This window comes from Streptomyces sp. CA-106110 (assembly GCF_050936285.1).
Classification (GTDB): Bacteria; Actinomycetota; Actinomycetes; order Streptomycetales; family Streptomycetaceae; genus Streptomyces.
On sequence record NZ_JBNJNB010000002.1, the window covers coordinates 1 to 21,897 of the forward strand.

The following is a 21,897-nucleotide window of genomic DNA, read 5'->3' on the forward strand; positions in this document are numbered from 1 at the left end:
CTCGAACGAAGTACAGATTTGCCCGCGAACACGACGCGCCGGCGCTACGCGCCGGTTCAACTGCCTTGCTTCGCACGGCAGTTGATACACCGTCACTCCGTGACGGTGTATCGGATCGCTCCGCGATCCAAGCGCAGGAATTCGCTCCGCGAATTCCTGAAAAACGGCTGGCTGGGCCAGCCTGGTCGTCTCATTTCTTCTTTCCCTTGGCTTGAATTCGATGGGATTGGATCAGATTGCAGAGATAGCATAAGAGTGTCCGAAGGAGCGGCAACTTCTCGGGCAAAATTCTCTCAGACGAAACAAGGAGCGGAAATTCAATGAAGCTGAAGCCGGTTTCTCTCGATGTTTTCGCCGAGGCCCGGGACGAGGCGCACCTGGTGCTCGCGCGGGTGATGGCGCGTCTGACGCCGGGTGAGCACGTCCTGCGGCTGGGGGTGGGTATGGACGGCCAGGAGCAGCCGTTGAGCGCCACCCTGCCGGTCACGGTGCAGGGCGAGGGCGGGTCGGATGACCTGGTGGGCGTGGAGTCCCGATACTTCGACAACTTCGCCTTCCTGCTGGCTGTTGGGCTGGCTCAGACGCTGTGCTACGGCGTGATGTACCTGCGCTCCCCCGCCGAGGAGGAGGGCGGCCCGGCCTACACGGTGCAGGCGTGGGACCTGACGTGGGGTGCGCTGAACGAGTGCGAGGCGGCCCGTGCGGCCGAGCTGATCGAAGACCGCGAACCGGCCGCGTTCCTGAACGCGTTCGGCGTCCACACCACCGCGGACGAGGACGACGAGGCCGTCTACCCGCCGGTGGCCTACACGATCCTGTAGAGCTGCGCGGGCCGGGATGGCTACCCGGCCCGCATCCGGCCCCAGTTGGGGCGCGGGGGGTGCCGGTCGACGCAGAGTCCCGGCACCCCCGCCTAGCGGCGCGGAGCGTCGCGACTGAAAGAGGGGGCGGCCCGCATCAGCGGGCCGCCCCCTCTTTCTTTGTGCATCGCGTAGCGATGCCAGCGCCCCGCCCTTTTCCGGGCGTGCGAAGCACGCCCGTATTTCCCGCCGCGTAGCGGCGGCGCGTCGCGTCTGCGGAGCAGACCGCGCGCAAAAGAGGAATGAGGAAAAGCGGAATTTGAATGGCGCGCGCTGGGTATTCTTTTCTCGAGTTTTTGGGGCTGGCGGGGAACGGTGGATCCGGAGGGTCGGCAAACCCGGGCCGGAAATTCCCCGCCAGCGTAACCTCTTCTCTCAGACGAGGCTCTTCTATCGTAGGGGATATCAGATCATGTGGGCGGTGCTGCACCTTGTCGGAGAGAGATGCGGGAGTGGTTGTGTCAGGTGCCGGGGACGACCGGTTGCGTCGCGTGTATGAGGGCCGGTGGGTCGTCAGCCGTGCGTGGATCAGGGAGTTGACGGGTGCGTCGGCGGCGACAGTCGCTCGCTGGTACGCCCAGCGCCTTCAACTGCCCCAGGAGCGGCGGCATCCAGAGATCGTGTGCACGGTGGGCCGGACGCACTTCTTTGACCAGCAAGCGGTGGAAGCCTTCTGGGCGGCCTGGCAGGAGGATGTCGGCACCGGGCTGCTCGGGGTGGCCGGCCGCAGGCGCGGTGACGGGCGCGGCGCCAACGGTGGCGGCCCGGGACGCGAGCAGCGTGAGAGAGCGGTGGCCGTGGCCCTCGAGGCGCTGCGTCAGGCCGGCGGATACCACCGCGGTCTTGCCGCGCAACTGGCCCCTGAGCACGGCGGTGTCACCCGTACGTGGCAGCGCGCCGTGAACGAGGCCCGTGCCCTGTACGAGCGCGGGCAGGGTGAGGAGACCAGCGCGGGATCGTGACGGCACGCCGCGCCCTGTCCCTGTGTGCGCCGGGTCTGCCCGGCGTCGAGCGCGAAGGCCCCCGCCGACGCGCAAGAGATCCCTGAGGGCACCCCGATCCCCCGCCGCGCCGACCGCCTGCCCCAGCCCGCCCCCACCCTTCTCTTTCTTCTGCTTCGGGGAGCCTGCGAGAGGCGCATAGGGGGATGTCGGGCTGCCGACCATGCTCGAACGTCGTGATGACGTGCGGATACTCCGTCAGGTACCGGGTGGGTGCGGACGGGTTGTCGGCGGGGATGTCGGCCGGGTCTCCCGAGGGATTATGGGCGGGGTCGGGGATGGGGTTATCGCATCGTGACGCTGGTCGGGCCTGGATGGTCGGGGCCTTGGTCGGGGCCCGCTGCTGCTGTGGCCGTACACGCGGCGCCGGAGGGGTGGCGTTGCACTGTATGGAAGGGGCACAGCGATGGTGAACGGGGATGCGGGCGGTGGGGACCGGCTGGCATTGGCGGTGCTGGCGCAGCACCGGATGGCCACCACGGAGCAGGTGCATCTCATGATCTCGCCTGGCGTGCGGATCGAGCAGACCAGGCGGCGGCTGGTGAAGCTACGCGGTGAGGGGTTGATCGACCGTGTGACGTTGCCGCAGGCCGGCCGGACGCGGGTGTGGTTCGTCACCCAATACGGGGCGGAAGTGGCCTCGGAGTGGCCGGAGTTGCGGGACTGGCGGCCGCCGAGGTTGGGTGCGGACCGGACCGCTGCCCGGCTGCGTGTGGGGCATGCCCTGGTGGTGACGGAGACTGCTCGTGCGTTCGTGCAGGACGCTCGCCGCTGCGGGGATGTGTGCCAGCCGCTGGACTGGATCCCGGAGGTCTACCACTCGCTCGGGGGCGGGGAAGCCCTCATACCGGATGCCCTGTTGTACTACCGGCGTGAGGCCAAGGACGGCGATGGATGGTCGATGCTGCGGGCGTTCGTGGAGGTCGACCGGGCCACCATGGGTCCCGAGCGTCTCACCGCGAAAATCAGCGCCTACGAGCGACTGTACCGGCACGTCCCCGTGACTGTCGGCCGAGCCCGGCCCGGCAGCGAGGTTCCGGTGGAGGAATGGCGGCGCCGGTATCCCGTGTTCCCGCGATTGCTGTTCGTCCTTGACGGCACCGGCCCCGCTGGCATCGACAACCGCATCAGCGCCCTCCACGCCGGCGCCAAGCTCGCACGAGCCGATTTCCTACGCGGCGTGCCCATGCTGGCCGCCTCGCTGACCGACCTTCTCCGAGACGGGCCCTCAGCACCCGTTTGGCGACCCATGACGAACCCGGGGCAGCAGGTCAGCTGGATGGACTCGCTGCGCGGCTGATCGAATGCCTACCCCCCTCGAGGCCGTCGCGTGCGAGCAGATCAGCGGTCCGAACACGACAGCAGGACTGGTGGTGATCGAACGGGGGGCGCGCGGTCTGTCCGCAGATCTGGTAGCGCTGCCGCCATGGCAGCCTCGCCAGGCTCCTGTGGCGCTGGTGTCGTCGTGGCCCCTGCCTTTTGTCAGTTGAGGGCCTGGGCTTCGTGTATTTCTACGGTGAAGGGGCTCTGGCGGATCTCGGTGAGCTGTCCGGTATCGCCGGTGGCTCCGATGACCTGCCAGTCGACGGTCCAGGTGGCTGTGACCGTGCCGCGGAACCGTCCGTCGGCGCTCTGGGAGGTGGTGGTGTAGACGTGGCCGCAGTCCGGTGAGACCGCCTTGCCTATGCTCGCTGTGTACTTGGTGCCGGGACCGTTGCATACGACTGGTGCGGAGCCGTCGCCCATGTCCCAGCTGACCCTGGTCACCTTGGCTGTGGCCGATACGGTCACGCCGCCAGCCGTCGCGGTGGCAGTGCTCGGGCCGTACGTTGTCGGCGAGGGTTCCACCCACATCCACATGGGCATCCCGACCACGTACGTCCCGGCGGCACGTGGACTGGCAACCTTCGGGCCCACGAGTTTCATGGAGTCCACCGCGCGCTGGGCGACGACGGTCGGGGCGATCTGCGGCGCTGCGGGGGCTTGCCCTTCCGGGACGAAGACCGTCCATGCTCCTCGGCCGTCAGGGCAGTTCACCCCGTAGACCGCGCCTTGCTCACCCTGGTGTCCCTTCCAGTAGTAGTTGTCCGGCGGGGGCTGCGGATTCAGCCGGGTGTATGTGCATTCCGGCCCGTCTGAGTCACCAGTACTCGAAGCGCTGTCCGCACTCGGCCCACTGCCCGAGCCGGGCGTGGTGCTGCTGTCCTCGGCGCACACACGGACGTAGAGCGTCGCGGCCTCGCAGTCGCCCGTACCGATGCCCGTGCCGCCGCCGTCGGCCTGCGCGGCGGGGGCGAGGAGGACTGCCAGTGCCACGGCGACGGGCGCCGCCCTCCTCAGCATGAGCCGCCCCCTTGGGTGTTGATGTCGGTCACCATCCAGCGGCCCTCCCACCGCTCCGCCGTGGCCGTCGCGCGGTACCGCAGCGGCTGAGTAGTCGGGAGCGGGATCACCTTCTTCGCCTTAGTGTCGTACGTCTCGTATTTGGAGAGGTCGATGCAGTCCGACAGCGAGGCCTTCGGGGTCTCGGCGGTCATGTCAAGGGCAGTCACCTGGGCGTCATGGCCGATCCCGCCCCGGACAATGGCCCCCGACTTCTTGAGCCGGGTGAGATCGTTGCGGATCTGGCCGAGCGCGTTGAGGGTGGCGTACCTCTCCAGCGCCGTCCCCTTCTCGGACGCCTGCCGGTACGCCTTGGCCTGCTCGGCCGTCATACCGTCGTAAGCGGCCAGGACGGCCGCTTCCTCCTTGGCGTCGGGGTCAGCCGGTAGCGTCGACGCCGGCCCGGTGGACACCGGGGCCTCAGACTTCGCAGGGTCGCTGTCCGGGCCACTGTCTCTGGGTGCGCTGGAGCCGCACCCGGCGAGGACGACGGTGAGCGCCGATACGCATGCGCAAAGTCCAAAGGTGCGTACTTGGATCGCCGTTCGCATGGATCCCCTTGTATGCCTGAGTGCGGTGATCACCACCGTAACCGCTCGCGCACCGCCCCTCACAGGCGATTCAACGCCAAACACGAGGCCCGACCATGGCCCCCACCGGGCCGACCACGACCGTCTCAGCCCCGACCATGAACCCGACCACAGCAGGTCAGCGCTGTTGCGCAGTCCGATCGGCCGAAGTCTGCGTTTGTAAGACAGCAATTGCGCACCATACGACGTCAGCCAGGCCCCGACGCTGCGCAGTCCGCAGACTGCGACTGCCGTCGCGCACTACGGCAGGCATACGCACTACTGGTGCGCAACGGTCACACCCGCGAATGGACAGCGACTGCGCATTCCGGCGATGTGCGCAGACCGCTGAGCACCCGATGGGCTGCACCGCTGAGGGCAGAGTCCTGGTCACGGCGTGAGACGGTCCGCCATCCGGCCCAACATGAAGGAGAGCTCGTAGTGCCCGTTGTGCTCGTGCGGTTGTTCTGCTAGGGCCAGGAGCAGTTGGAGGGGCCCATTGCAGTAGCGGTCGGGATCCCCGTAACAGGAGTTCGGAGCGGCCCATTCGGTGCAGCTCACCCTGACATCGGCCGGCACGTACGCCGTGCCCCTTGCTGCTCCTCTTCGACCTCGTACTGGTTGAGGCACCCGGTCCGCGCATAGTAAGTGACTGCGGATTGGCACGTGGACGTGTCAGCTAAGGATGCCGATGATCTCCTGGCCTGTGATGGCCTGGGCGATCTGCCATCGCATGCCGCCCCGAGAGCCTTTGATGAGGACGATGTCGTTGGGCTGCAAGAGCTTCTGCAGGAGCTCGGCCGCGGTCTCGTTGTCGCCGACAATGGCAGTCTCAACGCCGGCGGCCGCGGCGCCGAGGGCGAGTTGCTTGGCCATGTCCTGGCCTACCGCGATTACGAGGTCGACACAGTACTCGCCTGCCATCTGGCCGACGTTCCAGTGGGCTTGGGGCGCTTCGTCGCCCAGCTCGAGCATCTCGCCGAGGATGGCGATCGTCCTGCCTTCGGTGGACTCTTCGGTCGGCTTGTTGTCGCTCACGCCTGTCCCCGCTTCGTCAGGTGTTCAAAGGTGATGGCGCGGCCGGTGTAGGACGCGGCGACACGGCTGAGTGGCAGCCGGTCATGGCTCTGCCCCCAGCGCGAGGGGTCTCGGAGGTGCACGGTGGGGACCGGTTCCGTCTCGTAGCCGTGTGCGATGACCAGGTGACCGCCGCGGCGGCCGTCCTCGGGGAACTGTTCGGTCACGGAGATGATCAGCGGGGCGGTGGCGAGACGCTGCCCGAGCTCCTCGGCGGGAACGGGATGCGCCTCGCTGTCGACGCCAAATTCTCGTGCGAGTTCAGCGATGGCCGCATGCACCAGCCGGCCGCCACGCGGGCGCCCCGCTTCTCGCCGAGCTTCAGCAACTCGGTGACCGTCGGCGAGGCGCCCGTGTAGGCGAGCAGGATCATCCGGAGCGCTGCCATGCCGCATGCTCGATCCGACCATTCCAGGCGGTCACCGAGTGTCCAACCGCCGTGCCGTTTCCATTCCTCTTCGGGGATGAGTTGTCGGCACATGGGCACGTCGTGGATCACGGACACGAGCAGTGCTCTTCCTGGGAACTAGGCAGCGTCCCGCGGCTCCGACGTTCCGGTGAAGACGGGCGCGGACAGAGGAACATCGTATGCGGGCCGGGTCAGCGCCTCGTGGAGGTAGGCCCGCACCACATCGGTATGGCTCAATCCCACCAGGCCCGCACCGGTGCCGAAGTTGGCTTCTCGGGACATGCCCAGCGTGGGGTTGATCTCGAGGGCGTAGCGGGCGCCGGCGCTGGTGACCATGAAGTCAACGCGGATACCGCCGTGGCAGCTCAGCGCATCCCACAGGATGTAGGCGTAGCGCGTGACGAGTGCGTGTGCGTGGTTGGGGAACTCTGCCTGCTCCACGGACACGGTTCCTCGGCCCTCGATGTCCAGCGTCCATGCCCAGCGACTGATGGAACCGCTCGATCTTCCCCGTGGTCGTCGGCGAACGAGGCTTGGTCAACCGATGCTTGATGCCGTTCAGTCGGCAGATCCGGTCGAACAGCACCTCCGTGGACGGTCCCGGCGTCCCAAACCGGCCGGTGAACTGCTTGCCGTTGTCGGTCAGCACCTGAACGCCATCAAAGCAGCCGCGAAGGCCACACACACCGCCCGCCCGGTCGCCCGCTCCACCACCGAGGCGATCACACAGAACCTCGAATGGTCGTCCACCCCGGTCACCAGCTTCAGCTCAACTCGTCACACCTTCGGCCCCAGCGGTAGCAGGCGGCCGAAGGTGTAACGGGCGTGCCGGGTCAGGGTTTGGCCGTGCGGTGCGCGTCCCAGGCGCGTGCCGCGACCTGCATCGGCTCCGCCCAGCCGTCCGTGCTCTCGGCCGCGATCGAGTCCCAGATGCGGTGCTGGACACGGGCGAGCGCGTCAAGGCCGGCAGGCGGCGCCGAACCCCACGCCGGATGCGCGGCGACCGCCCATTCGGCCTGCTCCGGGGTGTGGCCGCGGGCGATGAGCCACAGCAGCCACACGGCCGGGTCGATCCAGGCGGCGCCGAGCGATGCCCATCCCCAGTCCACGAGCAGGGCGCCGCCGCTGGTCATGACGACGTTGTGCGGGTTCCACTCGGTGTGGAGAAGGTTGTTCCCGGCGAACCACGACAGGTCGGCGGGGTCGTCGACGTAGGTCCGGAACCGATGCGGCATCGTCTTCAGCTCGAGGTTCGGGGCCGTCACAGCAGCGAGCCGCGTCATGGTGGCCATGACCGCCGGAAGGTCCGATGACCCGGGCGTGAAGTCGGCGTGCCCGCCCTCGACGAACTCGAAGCCGAGGAGGCTCCACCCGTCTTCTTCGGCGTGCCAGTACAGCTCAGGGGCGATGCCCCGTACGTAGGGGCTGACGTCTGCCTCCCGCTTCTGTGTCCAGACCCAGGGGTGATCGAGCGGCAGGCCTTTGACGAACAGCGTGCGATCGGTGGTCTGCACGCGGGCGGCGATGGCGCTGTTGCGTCCCGCGTTGATGGTCCCGGCGTCGACCACGGGCCCGCTGTGCTTCTCGATCAACCGTGTCACGGCGTCCGGCAACTCCGTCAGACGCTGGGTGGGCATGGAGCCTCCAAGGTGGGGATGACGGCGCTGGGGCCGCGCGCTCGCACGGCCCCGGCAACTGGATCAGTTGTACCGGCGGATGGGTCTGTCAGTTGTAAGGGTTGTCGTCACCGCAGCCCGGGGTGGTGCCCGCGGTCAGCTCCTCGACGTCGCCGACGAGGACGATCGCGTCGGGGTCCTCGGTGACGGGCTTGCTGGCGATCTCGACCATGACGGCAGTCATGCCTACCTCATTCCGTGTTGGCAGTAGTTGACGAGCGGTGCCTTCGCAGCCTGGAAGACCTTGGCCATGGGCCTGCACACCCGGCACGTGCCGGACAGCTTGCAGCCGCTGCATCCTCCGGTGCGAAGCATCAGGGACTCGGCGTTCCCGCCGAGCCGTGCGAGACCCTCCACGCCTTCGGCGATCAGGTCGATGTTCGGATCGCGGCCGACCTTGCAGATCGAGGCCCGCCCGAACGGGTCGGCGTGGAAGAACGTCACGCCGGCGGGGCAGCCGGTGAACGGCGCCCGGTTGGTGAGGTACTGGGGGGACTGCGACGGCAGCGGCTCCGCGGTGCCGTGGATCGTGGGCGAGATATTCGCGTACTCACGGAACTTCACGCCAAGCTCCCGCGCCCAGGCCCGCATGGCGTCCACCTCGTGGGCGTTCTCCCGGACGACGATCAGACTCAGGTCGATGTTCAGCCCGGCCTCAACCGCCTTGTAAAGCCCCATCCGGAAGCGGTCAAAAGCGCCACGGTTCCGGGTCACCTTGTCGTACGTCTCGGCACTCGCGCCGTACATGCTCAGCGACAGCTTGGCCGGCGGATACGTGGCCAGCATGTTCAGGATGTGGTCCTTGTGGAGCCGGGACCCGTTCGACAGGATCTCCAGCTGCATGCCCAGCTCGTGAGCGAGCCGGTACGACTCGGGAAAGTCCGGGTCGATGAGCGGTTCGCCGCCGGTGATCTGCAACCAGATCACGCCCGCGTCGCGCATGACGGCCAGCAACTTCCGCTTGCCCGCCATATCCAGGCCCTCGAACCGCTTCTCGCCGAGGTAGCACATCACGCAGTCGTAGTCACAGCCGAGATTGATCTCCCATGTGGCACGGCTGAACTCGTACGGTCCCGGCTCACGGACCAGGAGGACGTCGGCCACGTCCCGGCCTGCCAGGTCCAGGCTCCACTGTGCGCGGACGGCGTCGACGAGCCATCCCGGCACGATGCTGGGCACTGATGCGAGGGCGAGCAGCTCCTCGAACTTGGCTACGGGCAGCTGCACGGCCTTGGGGCTTCCGGGCCGCAGGATGAGGCGCCGCCGTCCGAACGGTGTTGCAACGAGCTCGTGCACGTCGTAGTCCCTTCGCCTCGGGGCGAGAGTTGGATGGTGGTGCCCGGCGCGGGGAGGCGGGTCGCCGCAGGGGAATGTCGGAGACGATCCCCGCGCCGGGGGTGGGTCTGCCCGATGGCCGCGGTTCGGGGGCGTCCGGGCCACCGGGCAGGTCTATGCGGTGGCTGCGCCCAGCTCCCGGACGAGCTCGTCCAGGTCCATGACGCGGAAGTCGCTCAGCCGACGGACGAGCTGCGACGCGAGGAAGGTCGACAGGTTCGGGTGCCCGTACGGCAGGGGTGTGTCGGGGCGCGCCACGACCTGGATGCTGTTGTCGCCGTAGCCGTAGATGACGCCCGCCACCCCGTACAGAGGGGCGCTGCGGGCCAGGAGGACGGTCGCGCCCATCCGGAGGTGCGGGCACAGGCGGACGGCCGCGCGGACGTGACGGGCGCAGACCGGCGGCTGGTTGGTGAGGACCGGCGCCCGGTCGGTGTCCGCGCCGTGGGGGCCGGCGAGGAAGACGTACCCGAGCGGAGTCCGGGCGGGCTCAGCGCACACCTGGCAGCGCATGGCCTGCATCGTCATCATCTGCCGGTAGGGGTGCATCAGCTTCCACTGAGGTTTCCCAGTCGGCATCTTCCGCTCGTCCACCGAGTTGAAGGCGCACCGCGCGATCAGCACGCCGTGCAGGTCACGGTCCCGGGGGTCCTCGTCCCTGTAGCAGAGGCGGTACCGGCCGAAGGCCAGCCTCTGCAGGACCAGGTTGGCCGGGGCGGCGTCCTCGCCCTCCCGTTGGATGACGAAGGGGATCAGGCCCGGCTCGGCGGGTGTGCTCTCTTTTGTGGTGCGCCCCCGGTAGGGGCTGTAGGGGAGCGGGCGGGTGATCACGCTGCCTCCTGGGCGAGGGCGAGGGAGCACCAGGTGGTGGCTCCGCCGTCGGTGGTGCCCCACGCGCCGCCGTGGGCATCGGCGATGCTCTCAACGAGGAAGAGTCCGCGGCCGCGTTCTGCGTCGCTTCCGGCCGTACGGACTGCCGGCTCGCCGGGCATCTCGTCCTGGACGGAGATGCGCAGCCAGCCGTCAACTACGGCCACGGTGAGGGTGACTTGCCGCCCACCGCTGTGCTGGATGGCATTGGTGACCAGCTCCGAGACGATCAGAGTCGCGTCGTCGACGAGGTCCTCGAGCCCGCAGAACCTGAGCCGGGCGGCGGCCGTACGTCGAACTATCCGCACTCGCCGGGCGTCGCGCTCCGCAACGATCCGCCCCGGCTCCGGCGACACCTCGAAGCTCACACTCATCACGTCGTGCGCGAGGCGGGGACGCCCGCTCTGCTGGGAGGCGTCGACTCCCGGCGCGATGGCGCCTCTACTCACTGCTGGTGCGCTGGTCACCCCTGCTCCCAAAGGCCGAGATCAGTCCCTTTACTCGTAAGAGGTAATCGCGCGGTGACGCTCTGCGGGTACCGTGGAAGCCAGGTGAAACCGTGAACACCGTGAACGCACCTGTGAGCGCCATGGAGCTGTCGGGAGTTGAGGACATGGCCCGGAGGAAGCGCACGCCCAACCCTGCCCTGGCCGAGCTGCTTGAGCAGGCACGATGGACGCGCACGCAATTAGCTCAGCAAGTGAATCGGCTCGGCCCGCAGGCCGGACTCGAGCTCACGTACGACCGGACGGCCGTGGCGCACTGGATTGCGGGGACGCCGCCAAGGCCCCAGGTCAGGCCCCTAATCCTTGAGGCACTGGCCGCGCGCCTCGGCCGGCTGGTAACTCACACGGAAGCAGGCTTCCCGCCCGCCGTGGCAGGCGACGGCTCCCAATCAGTCAACACTGTGGAGGAGTTGATCGACCTCGGAAGGGCGGACATGGACCCATCCCGTCGCGGAGCGCTCGCCGCGACCCTCTTCACCGCGGCACTCAGCGTGCCCGTGTTCCAGGCGACCGCGCGGGCCGCCGACGACCCGGTCACGCCAGGCAAAGCGACAACGCGGATCGGCGCCTCGCAAGTCGAATCGGTGCGGTCCATGACCGAGCGCATCGCCGACATCCTCGACGAGTTCGGCGCAGGCCACGCCCGTCCGATGGCGGCCGCTTTCCTCGTCAACACGGTCGCTCCCTGGCTGCGCGCCCAGGCCTCCGAGGCGGTGAAGCGGGACATGCTCGCGGCCGCGTCGGACCTCACGTACCTGACGGGCTGGATGGCTATGTACGAGAAATCGCATGGCCTGGGGCAGACGTACTACGTGAAGGCGCTGCGGCTCGCTGACGAGGCGGGCGACCACGTCACCTACTGCCGCACGCTGCGCGGCATGTCCCTGCAGGCCTCGAACCTGGGGCACGGGCGGATGGCGCTCGAGCTCGCCGACTCCGCGGCCGAAGTAGCACCGTCGGCCGGCCCCCGCCTGGTGGCGTTCCTTCGCGGGCAGCAAGCCCACGCCGCGTCCATGGTCGGCGACCGGCACCAGGCGCACGCCCGGCTGCGTGAAGCCGAAAGCGCCCTGTCCAAGGCGGACAACCGGCGCGACGCGATCGGCGGTTACGACCTGACCGCCTACCTCTTCCACGTCAGTCACGTGCTGATGGAAGAACGCGATCTCCCGGGCGGTATCGCGGCGTTGCAGCAGTCCATCCGCCACCAGCCCGCCCAGGAGCGGCAGGGACGCGCCCACGCCTACGCAGTGCTCGCGCAGCGGCAGCTCCGGTACGGGCACCTCGACGCCTCATGCGAGTCGTGGACGCGGTTCCTCGACGACTACGAGCACGTGTCCAGCGTTCGCGGTGACGACCATTTCGCCACGATGCGCGAGGGCCTCGCCCCGTACGCCAAGACCCGCGCAGTGCGCGAGCTCTCCGGCCGGGTGCGAGAGGTCGCAGCGGCCAAGGCCTGAACGAGGACGCCTCCGGGGGAGCTGTCGAGGCACCCCGGAGACGGCATCACCCAAGATACGGCCAACCCGCCACAGTGGGGCGGAACAAGCCGATATACGCCGCCAGCCCGCAGGCCGCAGCCGACCAGGCCCGCCGGGAAGCGTGCGAGACCAGCGAACGCATACACCGCGAGCTCACCCGCCCGTAGGCCGACGAGCCACGCCACCCCGGAACGCTGCGCCCAGCTGGGCCGCGCCCTCACAGCCGTCAGCCTCACCTGGAGCGACAACGGCCGCCAGGACGACCCCCAGTTCCTGGACTACACCGTCACCGACCCGCACGGCCGCATGTGGCGGATCAGCCCCGCCACCAACTTCCAGATCCCCCCGTCCAGTCCGGGTCAGATCCGGGAGGCCAGGTGTTCAGCGCTGATGACGACCACCCCGATTCTGCCCGCCCGCCAGGTGGCGGAGCGCATCAAGGACGCCCCGGCATGAGCAGCCCACCGCCCCCGTTTAGACCCGAGGACTTCGAAGAGCGGTGCGAGACCCGTCTCGCACCGCCCGGGCAGCTCTGCCACGCCTGGTGCGACACCGGATACACCGCCATGCCGAGCGCCACGCCGCCCACCGCGGCTCCAAGCCCCCGCACCGCCCCCACTCACCCACCCGCCCCCTTGCACAGAGGGAGACCCATCTGGAACTGTCCACCCCCCGCTGGCCTTGAGTTGCTCGCGCGCGGTTGCCGAACAGCTCGGCGCCGACCGCACGGAGAAGCAACGCCGACAGCTTCATCAGCGCACTCGGGCACGGGCTCCTACCCGACCTCGAGCAGCCCGACGGATACGAGTACCGGCGCGGCAGCGGCGGCCGCCCCCGTCAGCAGCGCTGGAAACGCTCCCGCCTCGAGGACACTCCCCCGATCCTCACCCTCCTGACTGCAGCGCGCCGTTGGTGCGTGATAGCGGATGGGGTGTGCTGGCCTGTTTGCGGGCCGCTATTCAGATGGCTGCGGTGCGGTCGGAGACGAGACCGGCGATGGCCTGGTAGGTGGCGGGCAGCCGGTCTCGTCGGTGGGTCCAGCGGGTCAGTTGTTTCCAGCGTTGTGGTCGGCGAGGGCGTGTTCGACGGTGATGCGGTCGGATGAGTGCCAGTGGCGGTCGCGTTCCCACCGTGCGTGGACCGGCGGCAGCGCGCTCTTGTTCGGCTTCCTCGGCGGTGTGATGGCCTGTCCAGGGTGGTCACGGCGGAGGCCGAGGTAGTCGTCGTCCAGGAGTACCTCCACGTCGGGGAAGCGCTCGAAACAGACGGCGATGCCTTCGTTGCGGGCGGCGGGGGTTGCGGGATGCGGTCAGTCGGTTTTGCGGATGGCGATGGCGGCGATGTCGTCGTTGAGGTTGTTGCCGCTGTGTTTGAGCAGGGCGTGGTGGAGGTTGTTCAGGGCTTGCCGCGGTGCTGTGGTCAGCTGCTCCTGTACCCAAGTGGCGAGGGGGAAGAATGCTCCGGTTGCGTCGCGGGTTTCGGGAGTCAAGCTGAGCCCAGGCCTGCGGAAGACGAGAGGGAGCAGGAAAGCTGGAACGCGGCGGACGCAGTGCGTCCGACACCCCTCAGGATGTCTCTTCCGCCGGGACGGCCGGTTCGATCCCGGCCTGCATGACGCTGACGGCCAGCGCCGTGCGCGAGGCCACTCCATGTTTGCGCATGGCGGACTTCAGCTGGACGGCGATGGTTTTGGGTGAGCGGGCCAGGGTGCGTGCGATCTCTGGGTTGGTCAACCCGGCGAGCATCAACCGCACCACCTCCAGCTCCCGGGGGGAAAGCTGGTCGCCGTAACCGAGCGGACCGCGCCGCCCGTTACGCGAACCGCTTTTCGGACCCGCCGAGTTCAGGGCGCCGACCAGTCGCTCCGCGTCGTGCCTGGCGCCGAGCTCGCACAGTCCGTCCCGAGTCGCCACCAGCAGTGCGAGGGCCCCGTCGCCCTCACCGGCGGCGGCGAGACAGCGCGCCTGCGCCTCCCGGGCGAGCAGTCCCTCGTACGGCCTGGGCAGGGCCTCCCAGGCGGTGGCGGCTGCAGCCCAGGCGGCAGCGGCTCGTGCGGGTTTCCGTGGGGCATCGATCATGTGGGCCCGGCAGGTGGCCAGGGACGCCTTGAGGAGGGGAGCGGTGCAGCCGCGCGCGCCACGTGCGAACGCGGACACCAGCTCAACCGCGTCCGCCTGCTGCCCCGCCGCGACCAGTACCTGCACGCGGATCGGGGCGATGTCGGCCGCGGCCAGCCAGACGCCCTTGCGCAGCACGGCGTGCCAGCCTTCCTCCGTCACCCTCAGCGCCTCGTCCAGATGCCCCTGCGCCAACCGCACACGGGCGAGCGCGGCGGCGGCCTCCAGCGACATGGAGAAGAGGCCCCGTGCACGGCTGTCGACCAGCACGTGCGTGAGCCGGTCCGCGGCCGCGTCCAGGTCGCCGGCGGCCGCGGTCACATGACCGGTGACAAGCGAGGCGTCGAGTTGGATCAGCGGCTCGTCCCCGGCGTCGGCGGCCACAGCGGCGGCCCGCTCGGCGAGTCCTTCCCAGGCCCCCGTGTGCCAATCGAGGTGGATCAGGGTCGTGGCCGCCAGGTCGCGCATCCGGAGAAACCCCCGTTCCACGGCCGAACGGTGGCTGGCGGTCAGGCGTTGTCTGGCTTCGCCGTAATGGCCCCAGAGTATCGCCTCGTCACCGATGTTCAGGTCTGCGCGGGTCAGGTCGACCGCGTCCCGGGTGGAGGAGATGGTTGCGGGTATCTGCCGCGCGGCCTTCCATCCGGCGGGATCTCCCATGCCCAGCATCGCGGTGACCCGCTCGACCAGCATCGTCAGACGGTACTCCTGCGGCAGTACTGTCCGCGCCAACTCGGTGACCCGGTCCAACCAGCGGCGTTGCTCTGCCACCGACAGCCACGGCGCCACCGTCCGGGCCAATGCACTCATCGCGCCCACCGCTTCCAACGGACGGTCGGCGAGTTCGGAGATCCCGCACTGCAACTCGGCGGCGCCCGCGCCGTACTGGCCCGTGAGGACCAGCATGCGGCCCAACTGCAGGCGTATCCGGCCTCGTTCGACGACATCCAGGGCCGCATCGTCGATCAGGGAGCGCAGCGTGCGGATCAGGTCCGTCCCGCCCAGGTATCCCGTGCAGGCGAAGACGGGGAACTTTTGGCACCAGCGCACCACGCCCTCGGTCGGCAACTCGCCCTCGGCCAGGAGCATCTGCATCATCGCGACCGCGTTCTGGTAATCGCCGGAGGCCAGGGCCAGGTCACCGGCCCGTTCGGCGTAGTGAGACCACCGGTTTCTGGCGCCCGCCTCGCGGAAGTGGTGTGCCAGCCGGGCCAGCGGGGCGGGCTTGGTCTGCTCCAGGGCTTGGGCGGCCCGTAGGTGCAGGGCCCGGCGGGTGTGCAGCGGAATATCGTCGTGGACGGCGCGAGCGGCCAGGATGTGCCGGAACCCCAGCCGACCCGGGGCCTGTTCGATGAGGGTCCCGCTGCGCAGGGCCGCGGCCGCCGCGGCCACGGCGCGCCGTGCGGGCAGGGCGCTGATGTGAGCGATCAGGGACTCCTCGGCCGGCTCGGTGAGGACGGCCGCGGCGCGGACCACCTGTCGCACGTCCGGGGGTTGGCGGGCGAAACGCTCCAGGACGGCGTCACGGATGGTCGGCGGCACACTGATCTCCTCCAGAGCGCGGCGGACCCACTCACCGTGGGAGCGCACCAGGTCGCGGCGGTCACCCAGCAGCCGGACGGATTCCTCCAGGGCGAGTGGCAGGCCCTCGGTGCGCCGGTGCAGGAGACGGGCGAAGGCGTCGGAGACGTGCTCGTCGTCGAGCATGGAGGAGACCAGCTCGGCGCTGTGGGACACCGACAGCGGGGCGAGGCGTACGCGCACGTGCCCGGCCCCGGTGGTCGACCGCGCGGCCAGCGAACGCAGCGCGGAGCCGGCCGGCACCTCCTCGGGGCGATAGGTGAGCACCAGGCTGACGCGCCGAGTGTGCTCTGCGGCCAGGAACAGCAGGAAGCCGAGCGTCGCGTCGTCCGCCCAGTGGAGGTCCTCGATGACCAGGATCTCGATACCCAGCCCTTCCAGCAGTTCGCCCAGCGCGCGGAACAGCCGGTGCCGCGCGGCGCCGGCGTCGCCGAGGGGGCCCGGATCCGGCGGCAACTGGTGAGCCCACTCCGGGAACAGCGGCCGTAGCGCCCCGGCCAGGGCGGTGAACTCGATCCCCGCCGGACCTGTGCGGGCCTGGCGTACCGCGTCCACGACTGGTTGCAGGGTGAGCGCTTCCTTGAAGGGCAAGCACATGGCAACCAGGGGGCCGCGCGCCTGGACGGCGTGGGTGTGCAGCGCCTCTCGGAGCAGGCGGCTCTTGCCCACGCCCGCCTCGCCCTCGATCAGCACCGTGGCCGCAGCGCCGGTCAGCGCCTGGATGATCGACTCCAGCTCGGCGCGGCGGCCGACCAGGCGTGGAGGTCGCGCGGGCACGCATTCCGGTGCAGCGTCGGGTGCCCCTCGTCCCACTGAAACCCCTCCTTATGGTGTCGCCGAGACAACGGTCAACGCTCCCATACGCGTTGGTTAGCGTCGATCCGCGGCGCCGTCTTACCAGCACCATCGCGATCTCGCCCGTTCCTCGCGATACCAGGTGTGAGGTCGCACTTGTTCAGTTCGGTCGGCCTCCGGGCCCAAGGGGACCGCGGAGTGGGGCCGGGCGCGTAGCGCTCGGCCCCACCATCGGTTCAGTCGTGGTCGACGTAGAGCGACCGTGGCTGCGTTTACGTCAGGTTGAAGTTGATGGTCACCTTCTTGCCCGCATGCAGTGGCACCCTCTCGGTTGCCGGCTGGTAGCCGTTCTTGGTCACGGTGATCGTGACGGGACTGTCCGTGGCGTCCGGCCACAGGTCGTACTGGCCGTTGGCCTGGGTCGTGAGCCTGCAGGGGCTTGTCCGGCCGTTGATCTGGACTGTGGTCCCCGCGGCGTGAGGTTTCCGGTGTGTGTCGCGGGCGCTGGCCGTGCCGGTGATCTCCATCCGGGCCGTCGGCGCCTGTACTGTCATGGCGCCTGTACCGTCATGGAGACCGGAATGGTGGCGTTGGGGTATTGGGAGTTGGTCTCCATCATGAGGGTCGCGGTCTCGGTTCCCGGCCGCGTCAGCGCGGCGTCACGCGCGTTCAGCTGTACGCGTACGGTTGCGTGATGGCCGGGCTGGATGGTCAGTGTCGCTCGGCTCTCCGACAGCCACGGCACGTTGACCGGGCTGACCTGGTCGTAGCCGGACAGCACCGAGCCAGCCGCCATGTCCGACTGCCAGCCTCCGATCGAGTAGAAACCGAGCGCGCCGACCGCATCGAGAGACGCCGTGGGCGCATTGGGCAGCGGTGTCCACCAGTTCATCGCCGGGTCGTAGGCGTAACCCGCGTTGGTCATCCGCGTCCCGTCGCCGAGCGAACCGCCGGAGATGAGCAGTCGTCCGTCGGCTGTGCTGTACGCCGCCGTGTCCAGGCCGAGGGGCATGTCGGCGACGCGTTGCCAGGTGTCGCTGGACGGGTTGTAGACGTAGGCGTCTGTAGTGACGGGTGTAGTGATGCCGTTGTCGCCAGCGCCGTTGTCGCCACCAGCGCAGTAGAGCTTGCCTGCGATGGCGCCGCACGACTCACCCTCGATCGATTCGGGGTAGGAGTGGGCCGTGCTCCAGGTGTCGGTCTTCGGATCGTAGACCTTGACGGCGGAGACAGTGGTGAGAGTACTACCGGTAGTGGTGATTCCGCCGACGACGTACAACTTTCCGTCCAGTACAGCGGCGCCACTGTCGACCGTCGGGCTGGGGTTGTCAGCAGCCGTGCTCCAGCTGTTGGTCGCGGGGTCGTAGACCTGCGTCTTGGCGGTGAACTTGACGCTGGCGTCCATGCCGCCGGTGACGTAGAACTTGCCGCCGATGAAGTTGCCCTGCCCCCATTCCGCGGCGTAAGGTGCGCTGGCCTTTTGGCGCCAGGCTTTCGCGGCCGGGTCGTAGGCATAGAACGTTTGGTTCGTGTCCCAGCTCGCGCCCTTGGCGCCCAGCCCTGCGTACAGCGTGCCCTGGTAGCTGCCGGCCACCATGGCCCAGCCGCCGGAGGGCAGGTCGGCGATTGATGTCCAGTCCGGCCCCGAGGTCGTCGCTGCGCCGCTGGTCTCGTTGGTCTTCGCGTTCGTCCGCGCAGGGGTGCTGTTCACGACAGACGTGGGGATCGGCAGGCCGTGCGTCTTGAGGCTGTTCCTGTTGATCGGCACACGCTCGAGCGCCGGGCCCTGCGTTTGAGCGGGCGTCGTCGAACCGCTGAACTCATCGAGTTTGACCGTCAAAGGACCGTCACCGGTGTTGGTGAGCGTCAGGTCGCGGGTCGCCGAACCCTGCCACGGCACGGTCGCGCTGATCGGGCTGCTGCTGGTTACCAGTCGGCCGGCGTGCTGCGTCAGGTCGACCCCGGTGACTTTGTTGGCGTCCAGCTTCACCTTCGCGGAGGCGGGGTCGTGGCCGTACGCCGTGGCGGTGACCGTCTGGCGGCCGGTCAGTGAGGAGAAGAACCAGTAGAACCCGTCGCTCCGGCCTGCGAGGCCCGCCATGGGCGCGCTGAGCGCGGACTGCTGCGGCCGGCCCGCGACGGACACCCTCGCGCCGTCCAACGGCTTGGAGGTCATGCCGTCGGTGATGTTACCGACGATGAGGTCGCCGGTCTGCGGGGTCACCCAGGCGCCGCCCAGGTGGACGTTGTCGATCTCCGAACCAAGGCCGAACGGGGAGCTTGGGGTGTTGGCCTGGTAACGGAACCTGACGCGCGCCGAGACCGTTTTGCCGCTGGCGGGCAGCTCAACCGTCTGGAGTCCGAGCTTGTCCGCGATGTTCTGCCTCTCGGTCGTCCAGGTCTTGCCGCCGTCCGCGCTGTAGTCGAGGTCCATAATGCCGCCGATGCTGACAGTGTCGAAGGACACGAACGGTGTCTCGGAGGCGGGTACCGTCACCACGGAAGTGAGCAGCGCCGAGTCAGTCGGAACAGGCTTGAGGTTCTGATCCATAGCCAGGACCATGGCGAGATTGCCGGTGCCTCCCGTAGGGTTGTCCCCCAGATTTGTATATATCTGCCAGGGTTGTCCCTCGGTGGCGTCGGCACTCCATCCTGCCGGCAGCGTAGTGCCGTCGAAGGCCTCGGTATTGCCCGAGGCGTGCTCGGTATAGCCGGGCGCGGAACCGTGCGCCGACAGTAGCCCGGCGGTGAGCCCGATGTTATGGACCACGCTCGTGGTCTTCGTCGTCACGCTGGTGTCACGCGCGGCGTAGCCGGGGTAGTTGGAGGTGGTGTGCAGCGTCCAGCTGCCGTTCTCCGGCAGCTGGACGGAGTACGTGCCGGTGACCGGGTTGCTGTAGAGCGTGCCGTAGGGTGTGCCGTCGATCTTGATGGCGGCGTAGAGCGGCCAGCCATGCCCGGAAGCGTCGGTGACGGTACCGCTGACGGTCACCGTCGGCACCTTGGTTAGCGTCATATTGGCCGTGCTGGTGTTGTCGGCGGTGACGACAATGGTGTCCGTCGGCTTGCCTGTGTAGTCGAAGGCGGCCACAGTGACGTCATAGGAGCCAGGCGCCAGCCTCAACTGGTAGGTGCCGTCAGCACCCGTGGCCGTGGTTTCCGGAGACGGTCCGGACACGCTGACCTTCGCCCCGGAGACCGGCTTGCCGGTCGATGCATCCGTGACGGTGCCGCTGAGCGTACCGACCGGCCCGCCACTGAACGCGGCGGTCCCGTTCGGCGTGCCCAATCCGGTGGGGCCGTCGTAGCCAGGTCCCGCGGTGCACAGATACGCAGGGGTGCAGGTGCCGTTGGAACCCGACGTCACGTCGTTGAGAGTGTCGGTGTGCGCGTACGGGTAGCTGTTGGGATACGTCCCCTTGGCTACCGGCCCGGCATCCGCGTAGGTCGAGGCGATGATCGGGGAGGAAGCGCTGGTGCCGCCGGCTTGCAGCCAGCCGGTCTCGCCGTAAGTGTCGTACATCGCGACGCCGGTGGCCGGGTCGGCGACCGCCGAGACATCGGCGACGGTGCGATTGGTGCAGCCGGTGTCCTTCTGGAACGCCGGCTTCGGCTCGATGGTCGAGCAGCCGGAACCAGGACCGTAATTCCGGCCGTCGGACCCGCGGCTGTTCCAGGCCGTCTCGCTCCAACCGCGTGCCGTGGACGGATCCTTGACCAGCGAGGTGCCGCCGACGGAGGTGACATAGGGCGAGGACGCGGGAAATGAGACGCCGTATTCCTCGTCACCACTGGAGGCGACGACCGCGACACCGGGATGGTCGTAGTACTCCTTCGACGCCTGCAGGTCTGCCGCCGACTCGCCGCTGCCGGGTGTGGAGCTGTACCCGGACCCGTAGCTGTTCGACACGTAGCCCGCGCCCAGCGCGACGGCCTCGTTCACGCTGGCACCGAGGTCGGGTGTGATGGCGTTGTTGGCCTCGACGAGGATGATGTTGGCCTTGGGCGCGACAGCAGAGACCATGTCGAGGTCGAGTGAGATCTCACCCGCCCAGCCGCTGTCGGCCCGCGGGTAGTTGCTTTGAAGGCCTTCTTGGTTGACCTTGATGAACTGGCCGGGGTTCAACGGCGGCAGGCCGTACTGCTGCCGGTACACGGCCAGGTCGGAGGCCGCGTTCGGATCATCAAAGGCGTCGACGATCGCGATCGTCGCGCCGGCGCCCCCGTCCTTCGGCAGATTGTAGGCGCTGACCAGGTCACTGGGCCCCAGACCGGAAGGCGGGGTGGCGGCAGCCCTAAGGCCCTTACCGCCGTTGACGGCATTGACCCGCATCGCGAAACACCGCGCCACAAACTTCGACGTCGGGGTCGCGCACATCGATGTCACACCACCTGCAGCCGCAGCTGACGCATGCGATGCCTGAGGTGCCGGAGCGGGGGACGTTGCCGCCAGCAGGGAGGCCTCGGCCCGCGTGGCGGGCGACCCCGTGGAGTGCTGCATGACGGTTGGCTGAGCCGCAGCCGCCGGAACGGCGGCGATGGCGGGGGTCTGAGCCGCGGCGAACACGCCGAGGCCCGTGGCTATAAGGACCGAAACAGGAGCGCGCAAGCGCCCACGTCTCTTCATGGACTGAGAACCCTTCAGTCGGGGTTAGAGGGCGGAGTCAGAGCGGAACGTAGGCGGACGGCTCCTTCGAGTCAGTACGTTTTTCTTCTGCGTACTCGGGCTCATCGCGATCGCCGTGGAGTTCGCACGAGCACGCACCCGTCTCCTCGGCCGTGTACTCGGGCCCGTCGCGATCGCCCTGGAGTTCGCGCCCGCACGCACCCGTCTCCTCGGCACTGCTCATAAGCAATCCATTTCGTCGATGCGTCCCGGCGGGACGCAGTTCGCTCAGGGAGTATGGGACCGGTCATCGTGCGTTATCCATTGGGCGGATGGGCTAAAAGAATGCATGGGCGCACATGAGAACATCGGACTTTTCGGACGATTCCGGCCCGCATCAGAGTCACTGCCAGTACCGTCCTGGATGTCACCCCGTGCTTGCGCACGGCCGACTTCAACTGCCCCGCACCTGTGTTGCAGGACTCGACGGCCCTACAGCGACCTGGCGATTCGTTCAAGCCCGCCCAGGAGAGCCGGTCACCGAGCTCGCGCAGGTGCTCGCCGATGTAGGCGGCATCGCCGACCACGTGGGCAATGGCTCACCCTGTGCGCCACGCCCATCCACCGCTACGGCC

At 68.5% G+C, this 21,897-nt stretch carries 21 protein-coding genes and 2 pseudogenes; 5 read left to right on the top strand and 18 right to left on the bottom strand.

All coding sequences use genetic code 11. From position 1 onward, the window contains the following. From ACQEXA_RS57615 to ACQEXA_RS57630, 4 genes are all read left to right on the top strand, one after another. Positions 1-215: hypothetical protein (locus ACQEXA_RS57615; protein ID WP_433134843.1), on the top strand; the 215-nt coding region annotated here is incomplete at its 5' end. A 105-nt stretch (positions 216-320) separates the two neighbouring features. Then, the gene (locus tag ACQEXA_RS57620) at positions 321-821 is read left to right on the top strand and encodes a hypothetical protein (RefSeq protein WP_433134844.1); all 501 of its coding nucleotides are present in this window, start codon (positions 321-323) and stop codon (positions 819-821) included. A gap of 521 nt (positions 822-1,342) precedes the next feature. Further along, complete coding sequence (locus tag ACQEXA_RS57625) at positions 1,343-1,822, top strand: hypothetical protein (protein ID WP_433134845.1); 480 nt, start codon at positions 1,343-1,345, stop codon at positions 1,820-1,822. 445 nt (positions 1,823-2,267) lie between these two features. Next, the gene (locus tag ACQEXA_RS57630) at positions 2,268-3,161 is read left to right on the top strand and encodes a replication-relaxation family protein (RefSeq protein WP_433134846.1); all 894 of its coding nucleotides are present in this window, start codon (positions 2,268-2,270) and stop codon (positions 3,159-3,161) included. Positions 3,162-3,343: 182 nt separating this feature from the next. Here ACQEXA_RS57630 and ACQEXA_RS57635 read toward each other — a convergent pair whose 3' ends face one another. The 12 genes and pseudogenes from ACQEXA_RS57635 to ACQEXA_RS57690 form a co-directional block, all read right to left on the bottom strand. Further along, positions 3,344-4,204 carry an ATP/GTP-binding protein gene (locus tag ACQEXA_RS57635; protein ID WP_433134847.1) on the bottom strand — a complete coding sequence of 287 codons (861 nt, stop codon included), beginning with the start codon at positions 4,202-4,204 and terminating at the stop codon, positions 3,344-3,346. Then, positions 4,198-4,656: a hypothetical protein gene (locus ACQEXA_RS57640; protein ID WP_433134848.1), complete on the bottom strand. Its 459-nt coding sequence runs from the start codon at positions 4,654-4,656 to the stop codon at positions 4,198-4,200. The genes ACQEXA_RS57635 and ACQEXA_RS57640 overlap by 7 nt, the downstream gene beginning before the upstream one ends. Positions 4,657-5,487: 831 nt before the next feature. Then, positions 5,488-5,850 (bottom strand): glutamate ligase domain-containing protein, encoded by a 363-nt coding sequence (locus ACQEXA_RS57645; RefSeq protein WP_433134849.1) that lies wholly within the window; start codon positions 5,848-5,850, stop codon positions 5,488-5,490. Further along, positions 5,847-6,056, bottom strand: a complete 210-nt coding sequence (locus ACQEXA_RS57650; protein WP_433134850.1) for a hypothetical protein — start codon at positions 6,054-6,056, stop codon at positions 5,847-5,849. Before ACQEXA_RS57650 ends, ACQEXA_RS57645 begins: the two co-directional genes overlap by 4 nt. Positions 6,057-6,064: 8 nt before the next feature. After that, positions 6,065-6,277 (bottom strand): hypothetical protein, encoded by a 213-nt coding sequence (locus ACQEXA_RS57655; RefSeq protein ID WP_433134851.1) that lies wholly within the window; start codon positions 6,275-6,277, stop codon positions 6,065-6,067. A 138-nt stretch (positions 6,278-6,415) separates the two neighbouring features. After that, positions 6,416-6,739, bottom strand: coding sequence for a hypothetical protein (locus tag ACQEXA_RS57660; protein WP_433134852.1), 324 nt, complete (start codon positions 6,737-6,739; stop codon positions 6,416-6,418). 40 nt (positions 6,740-6,779) lie between these two features. After that, positions 6,780-7,069 (bottom strand): annotated as a pseudogene (locus ACQEXA_RS57665) (DDE-type integrase/transposase/recombinase); the annotation flags it as partial. A gap of 62 nt (positions 7,070-7,131) precedes the next feature. Then, the gene (locus ACQEXA_RS57670) at positions 7,132-7,935 is read right to left on the bottom strand and encodes an aminoglycoside phosphotransferase (RefSeq protein WP_433134853.1); all 804 of its coding nucleotides are present in this window, start codon (positions 7,933-7,935) and stop codon (positions 7,132-7,134) included. An 88-nt stretch (positions 7,936-8,023) separates the two neighbouring features. Continuing rightward, entirely contained in the window at positions 8,024-8,158 is a 135-nt protein-coding gene (locus ACQEXA_RS57675; RefSeq protein ID WP_433134854.1) for a hypothetical protein, read from the bottom strand. A gap of 2 nt (positions 8,159-8,160) precedes the next feature. After that, positions 8,161-9,270: a radical SAM protein gene (locus ACQEXA_RS57680; RefSeq protein ID WP_433134855.1), complete on the bottom strand. Its 1,110-nt coding sequence runs from the start codon at positions 9,268-9,270 to the stop codon at positions 8,161-8,163. Between the two features lie 153 nt (positions 9,271-9,423). Beyond that, on the bottom strand, positions 9,424-10,140 hold the full coding sequence (locus ACQEXA_RS57685) for a hypothetical protein (RefSeq protein ID WP_433134856.1): 717 nt from the start codon (positions 10,138-10,140) through the stop codon (positions 9,424-9,426). Beyond that, the gene (locus ACQEXA_RS57690) at positions 10,137-10,646 is read right to left on the bottom strand and encodes an ATP-binding protein (protein ID WP_433134857.1); all 510 of its coding nucleotides are present in this window, start codon (positions 10,644-10,646) and stop codon (positions 10,137-10,139) included. Before ACQEXA_RS57690 ends, ACQEXA_RS57685 begins: the two co-directional genes overlap by 4 nt. 146 nt (positions 10,647-10,792) lie before the next feature. On the opposite strand from ACQEXA_RS57690, the gene ACQEXA_RS57695 reads away from it, so the two are divergent. Next, positions 10,793-12,142 (top strand): hypothetical protein, encoded by a 1,350-nt coding sequence (locus ACQEXA_RS57695; RefSeq protein ID WP_433135499.1) that lies wholly within the window; start codon positions 10,793-10,795, stop codon positions 12,140-12,142. A 980-nt stretch (positions 12,143-13,122) separates the two neighbouring features. Here the strand turns inward: ACQEXA_RS57695 and ACQEXA_RS57700 are convergent. The 6 genes and pseudogenes from ACQEXA_RS57700 to ACQEXA_RS57725 form a co-directional block, all read right to left on the bottom strand. Next, positions 13,123-13,469, bottom strand: a pseudogene (locus ACQEXA_RS57700) (transposase family protein); the annotation flags it as partial. A gap of 3 nt (positions 13,470-13,472) precedes the next feature. After that, the gene (locus ACQEXA_RS57705; protein WP_433134858.1) at positions 13,473-13,652 is read right to left on the bottom strand and encodes a hypothetical protein; all 180 of its coding nucleotides are present in this window, start codon (positions 13,650-13,652) and stop codon (positions 13,473-13,475) included. A 76-nt stretch (positions 13,653-13,728) separates the two neighbouring features. After that, a complete protein-coding gene (locus ACQEXA_RS57710; protein ID WP_433134859.1) occupies positions 13,729-16,674 on the bottom strand; it encodes a helix-turn-helix transcriptional regulator in 2,946 nt (981 codons plus the stop codon). 254 nt (positions 16,675-16,928) lie between these two features. After that, on the bottom strand, positions 16,929-17,210 hold the full coding sequence (locus ACQEXA_RS57715; protein WP_433134860.1) for a carboxypeptidase regulatory-like domain-containing protein: 282 nt from the start codon (positions 17,208-17,210) through the stop codon (positions 16,929-16,931). Continuing rightward, on the bottom strand, positions 17,207-21,265 hold the full coding sequence (locus tag ACQEXA_RS57720; RefSeq protein WP_433134861.1) for a Kelch repeat-containing protein: 4,059 nt from the start codon (positions 21,263-21,265) through the stop codon (positions 17,207-17,209). The genes ACQEXA_RS57715 and ACQEXA_RS57720 overlap by 4 nt, the downstream gene beginning before the upstream one ends. Positions 21,266-21,320: 55 nt before the next feature. Next, positions 21,321-21,506, bottom strand: a complete 186-nt coding sequence (locus tag ACQEXA_RS57725; RefSeq protein WP_433134862.1) for a hypothetical protein — start codon at positions 21,504-21,506, stop codon at positions 21,321-21,323. Positions 21,507-21,897: the final 391 nt, after the last annotated feature.

Coding starts and splice junctions, on each gene's coding strand:
- ACQEXA_RS57630 (WP_433134846.1), top strand. CDS start 2,268: ATGGTGAACGGGGATGCGGGCGGTGGGGACCGGCTGGCATTGGCGGTG.
- ACQEXA_RS57715 (WP_433134860.1), bottom strand. CDS start 17,210: ATGACAGTACAGGCGCCGACGGCCCGGATGGAGATCACCGGCACGGCC.
- ACQEXA_RS57675 (WP_433134854.1), bottom strand. CDS start 8,158: ATGACTGCCGTCATGGTCGAGATCGCCAGCAAGCCCGTCACCGAGGAC.
- ACQEXA_RS57635 (WP_433134847.1), bottom strand. CDS start 4,204: ATGCTGAGGAGGGCGGCGCCCGTCGCCGTGGCACTGGCAGTCCTCCTC.
- ACQEXA_RS57620 (WP_433134844.1), top strand. CDS start 321: ATGAAGCTGAAGCCGGTTTCTCTCGATGTTTTCGCCGAGGCCCGGGAC.
- ACQEXA_RS57725 (WP_433134862.1), bottom strand. CDS start 21,506: ATGAGCAGTGCCGAGGAGACGGGTGCGTGCGGGCGCGAACTCCAGGGC.
- ACQEXA_RS57695 (WP_433135499.1), top strand. CDS start 10,793: ATGGCCCGGAGGAAGCGCACGCCCAACCCTGCCCTGGCCGAGCTGCTT.
- ACQEXA_RS57670 (WP_433134853.1), bottom strand. CDS start 7,935: ATGCCCACCCAGCGTCTGACGGAGTTGCCGGACGCCGTGACACGGTTG.
- ACQEXA_RS57655 (WP_433134851.1), bottom strand. CDS start 6,277: ATGGCAGCGCTCCGGATGATCCTGCTCGCCTACACGGGCGCCTCGCCG.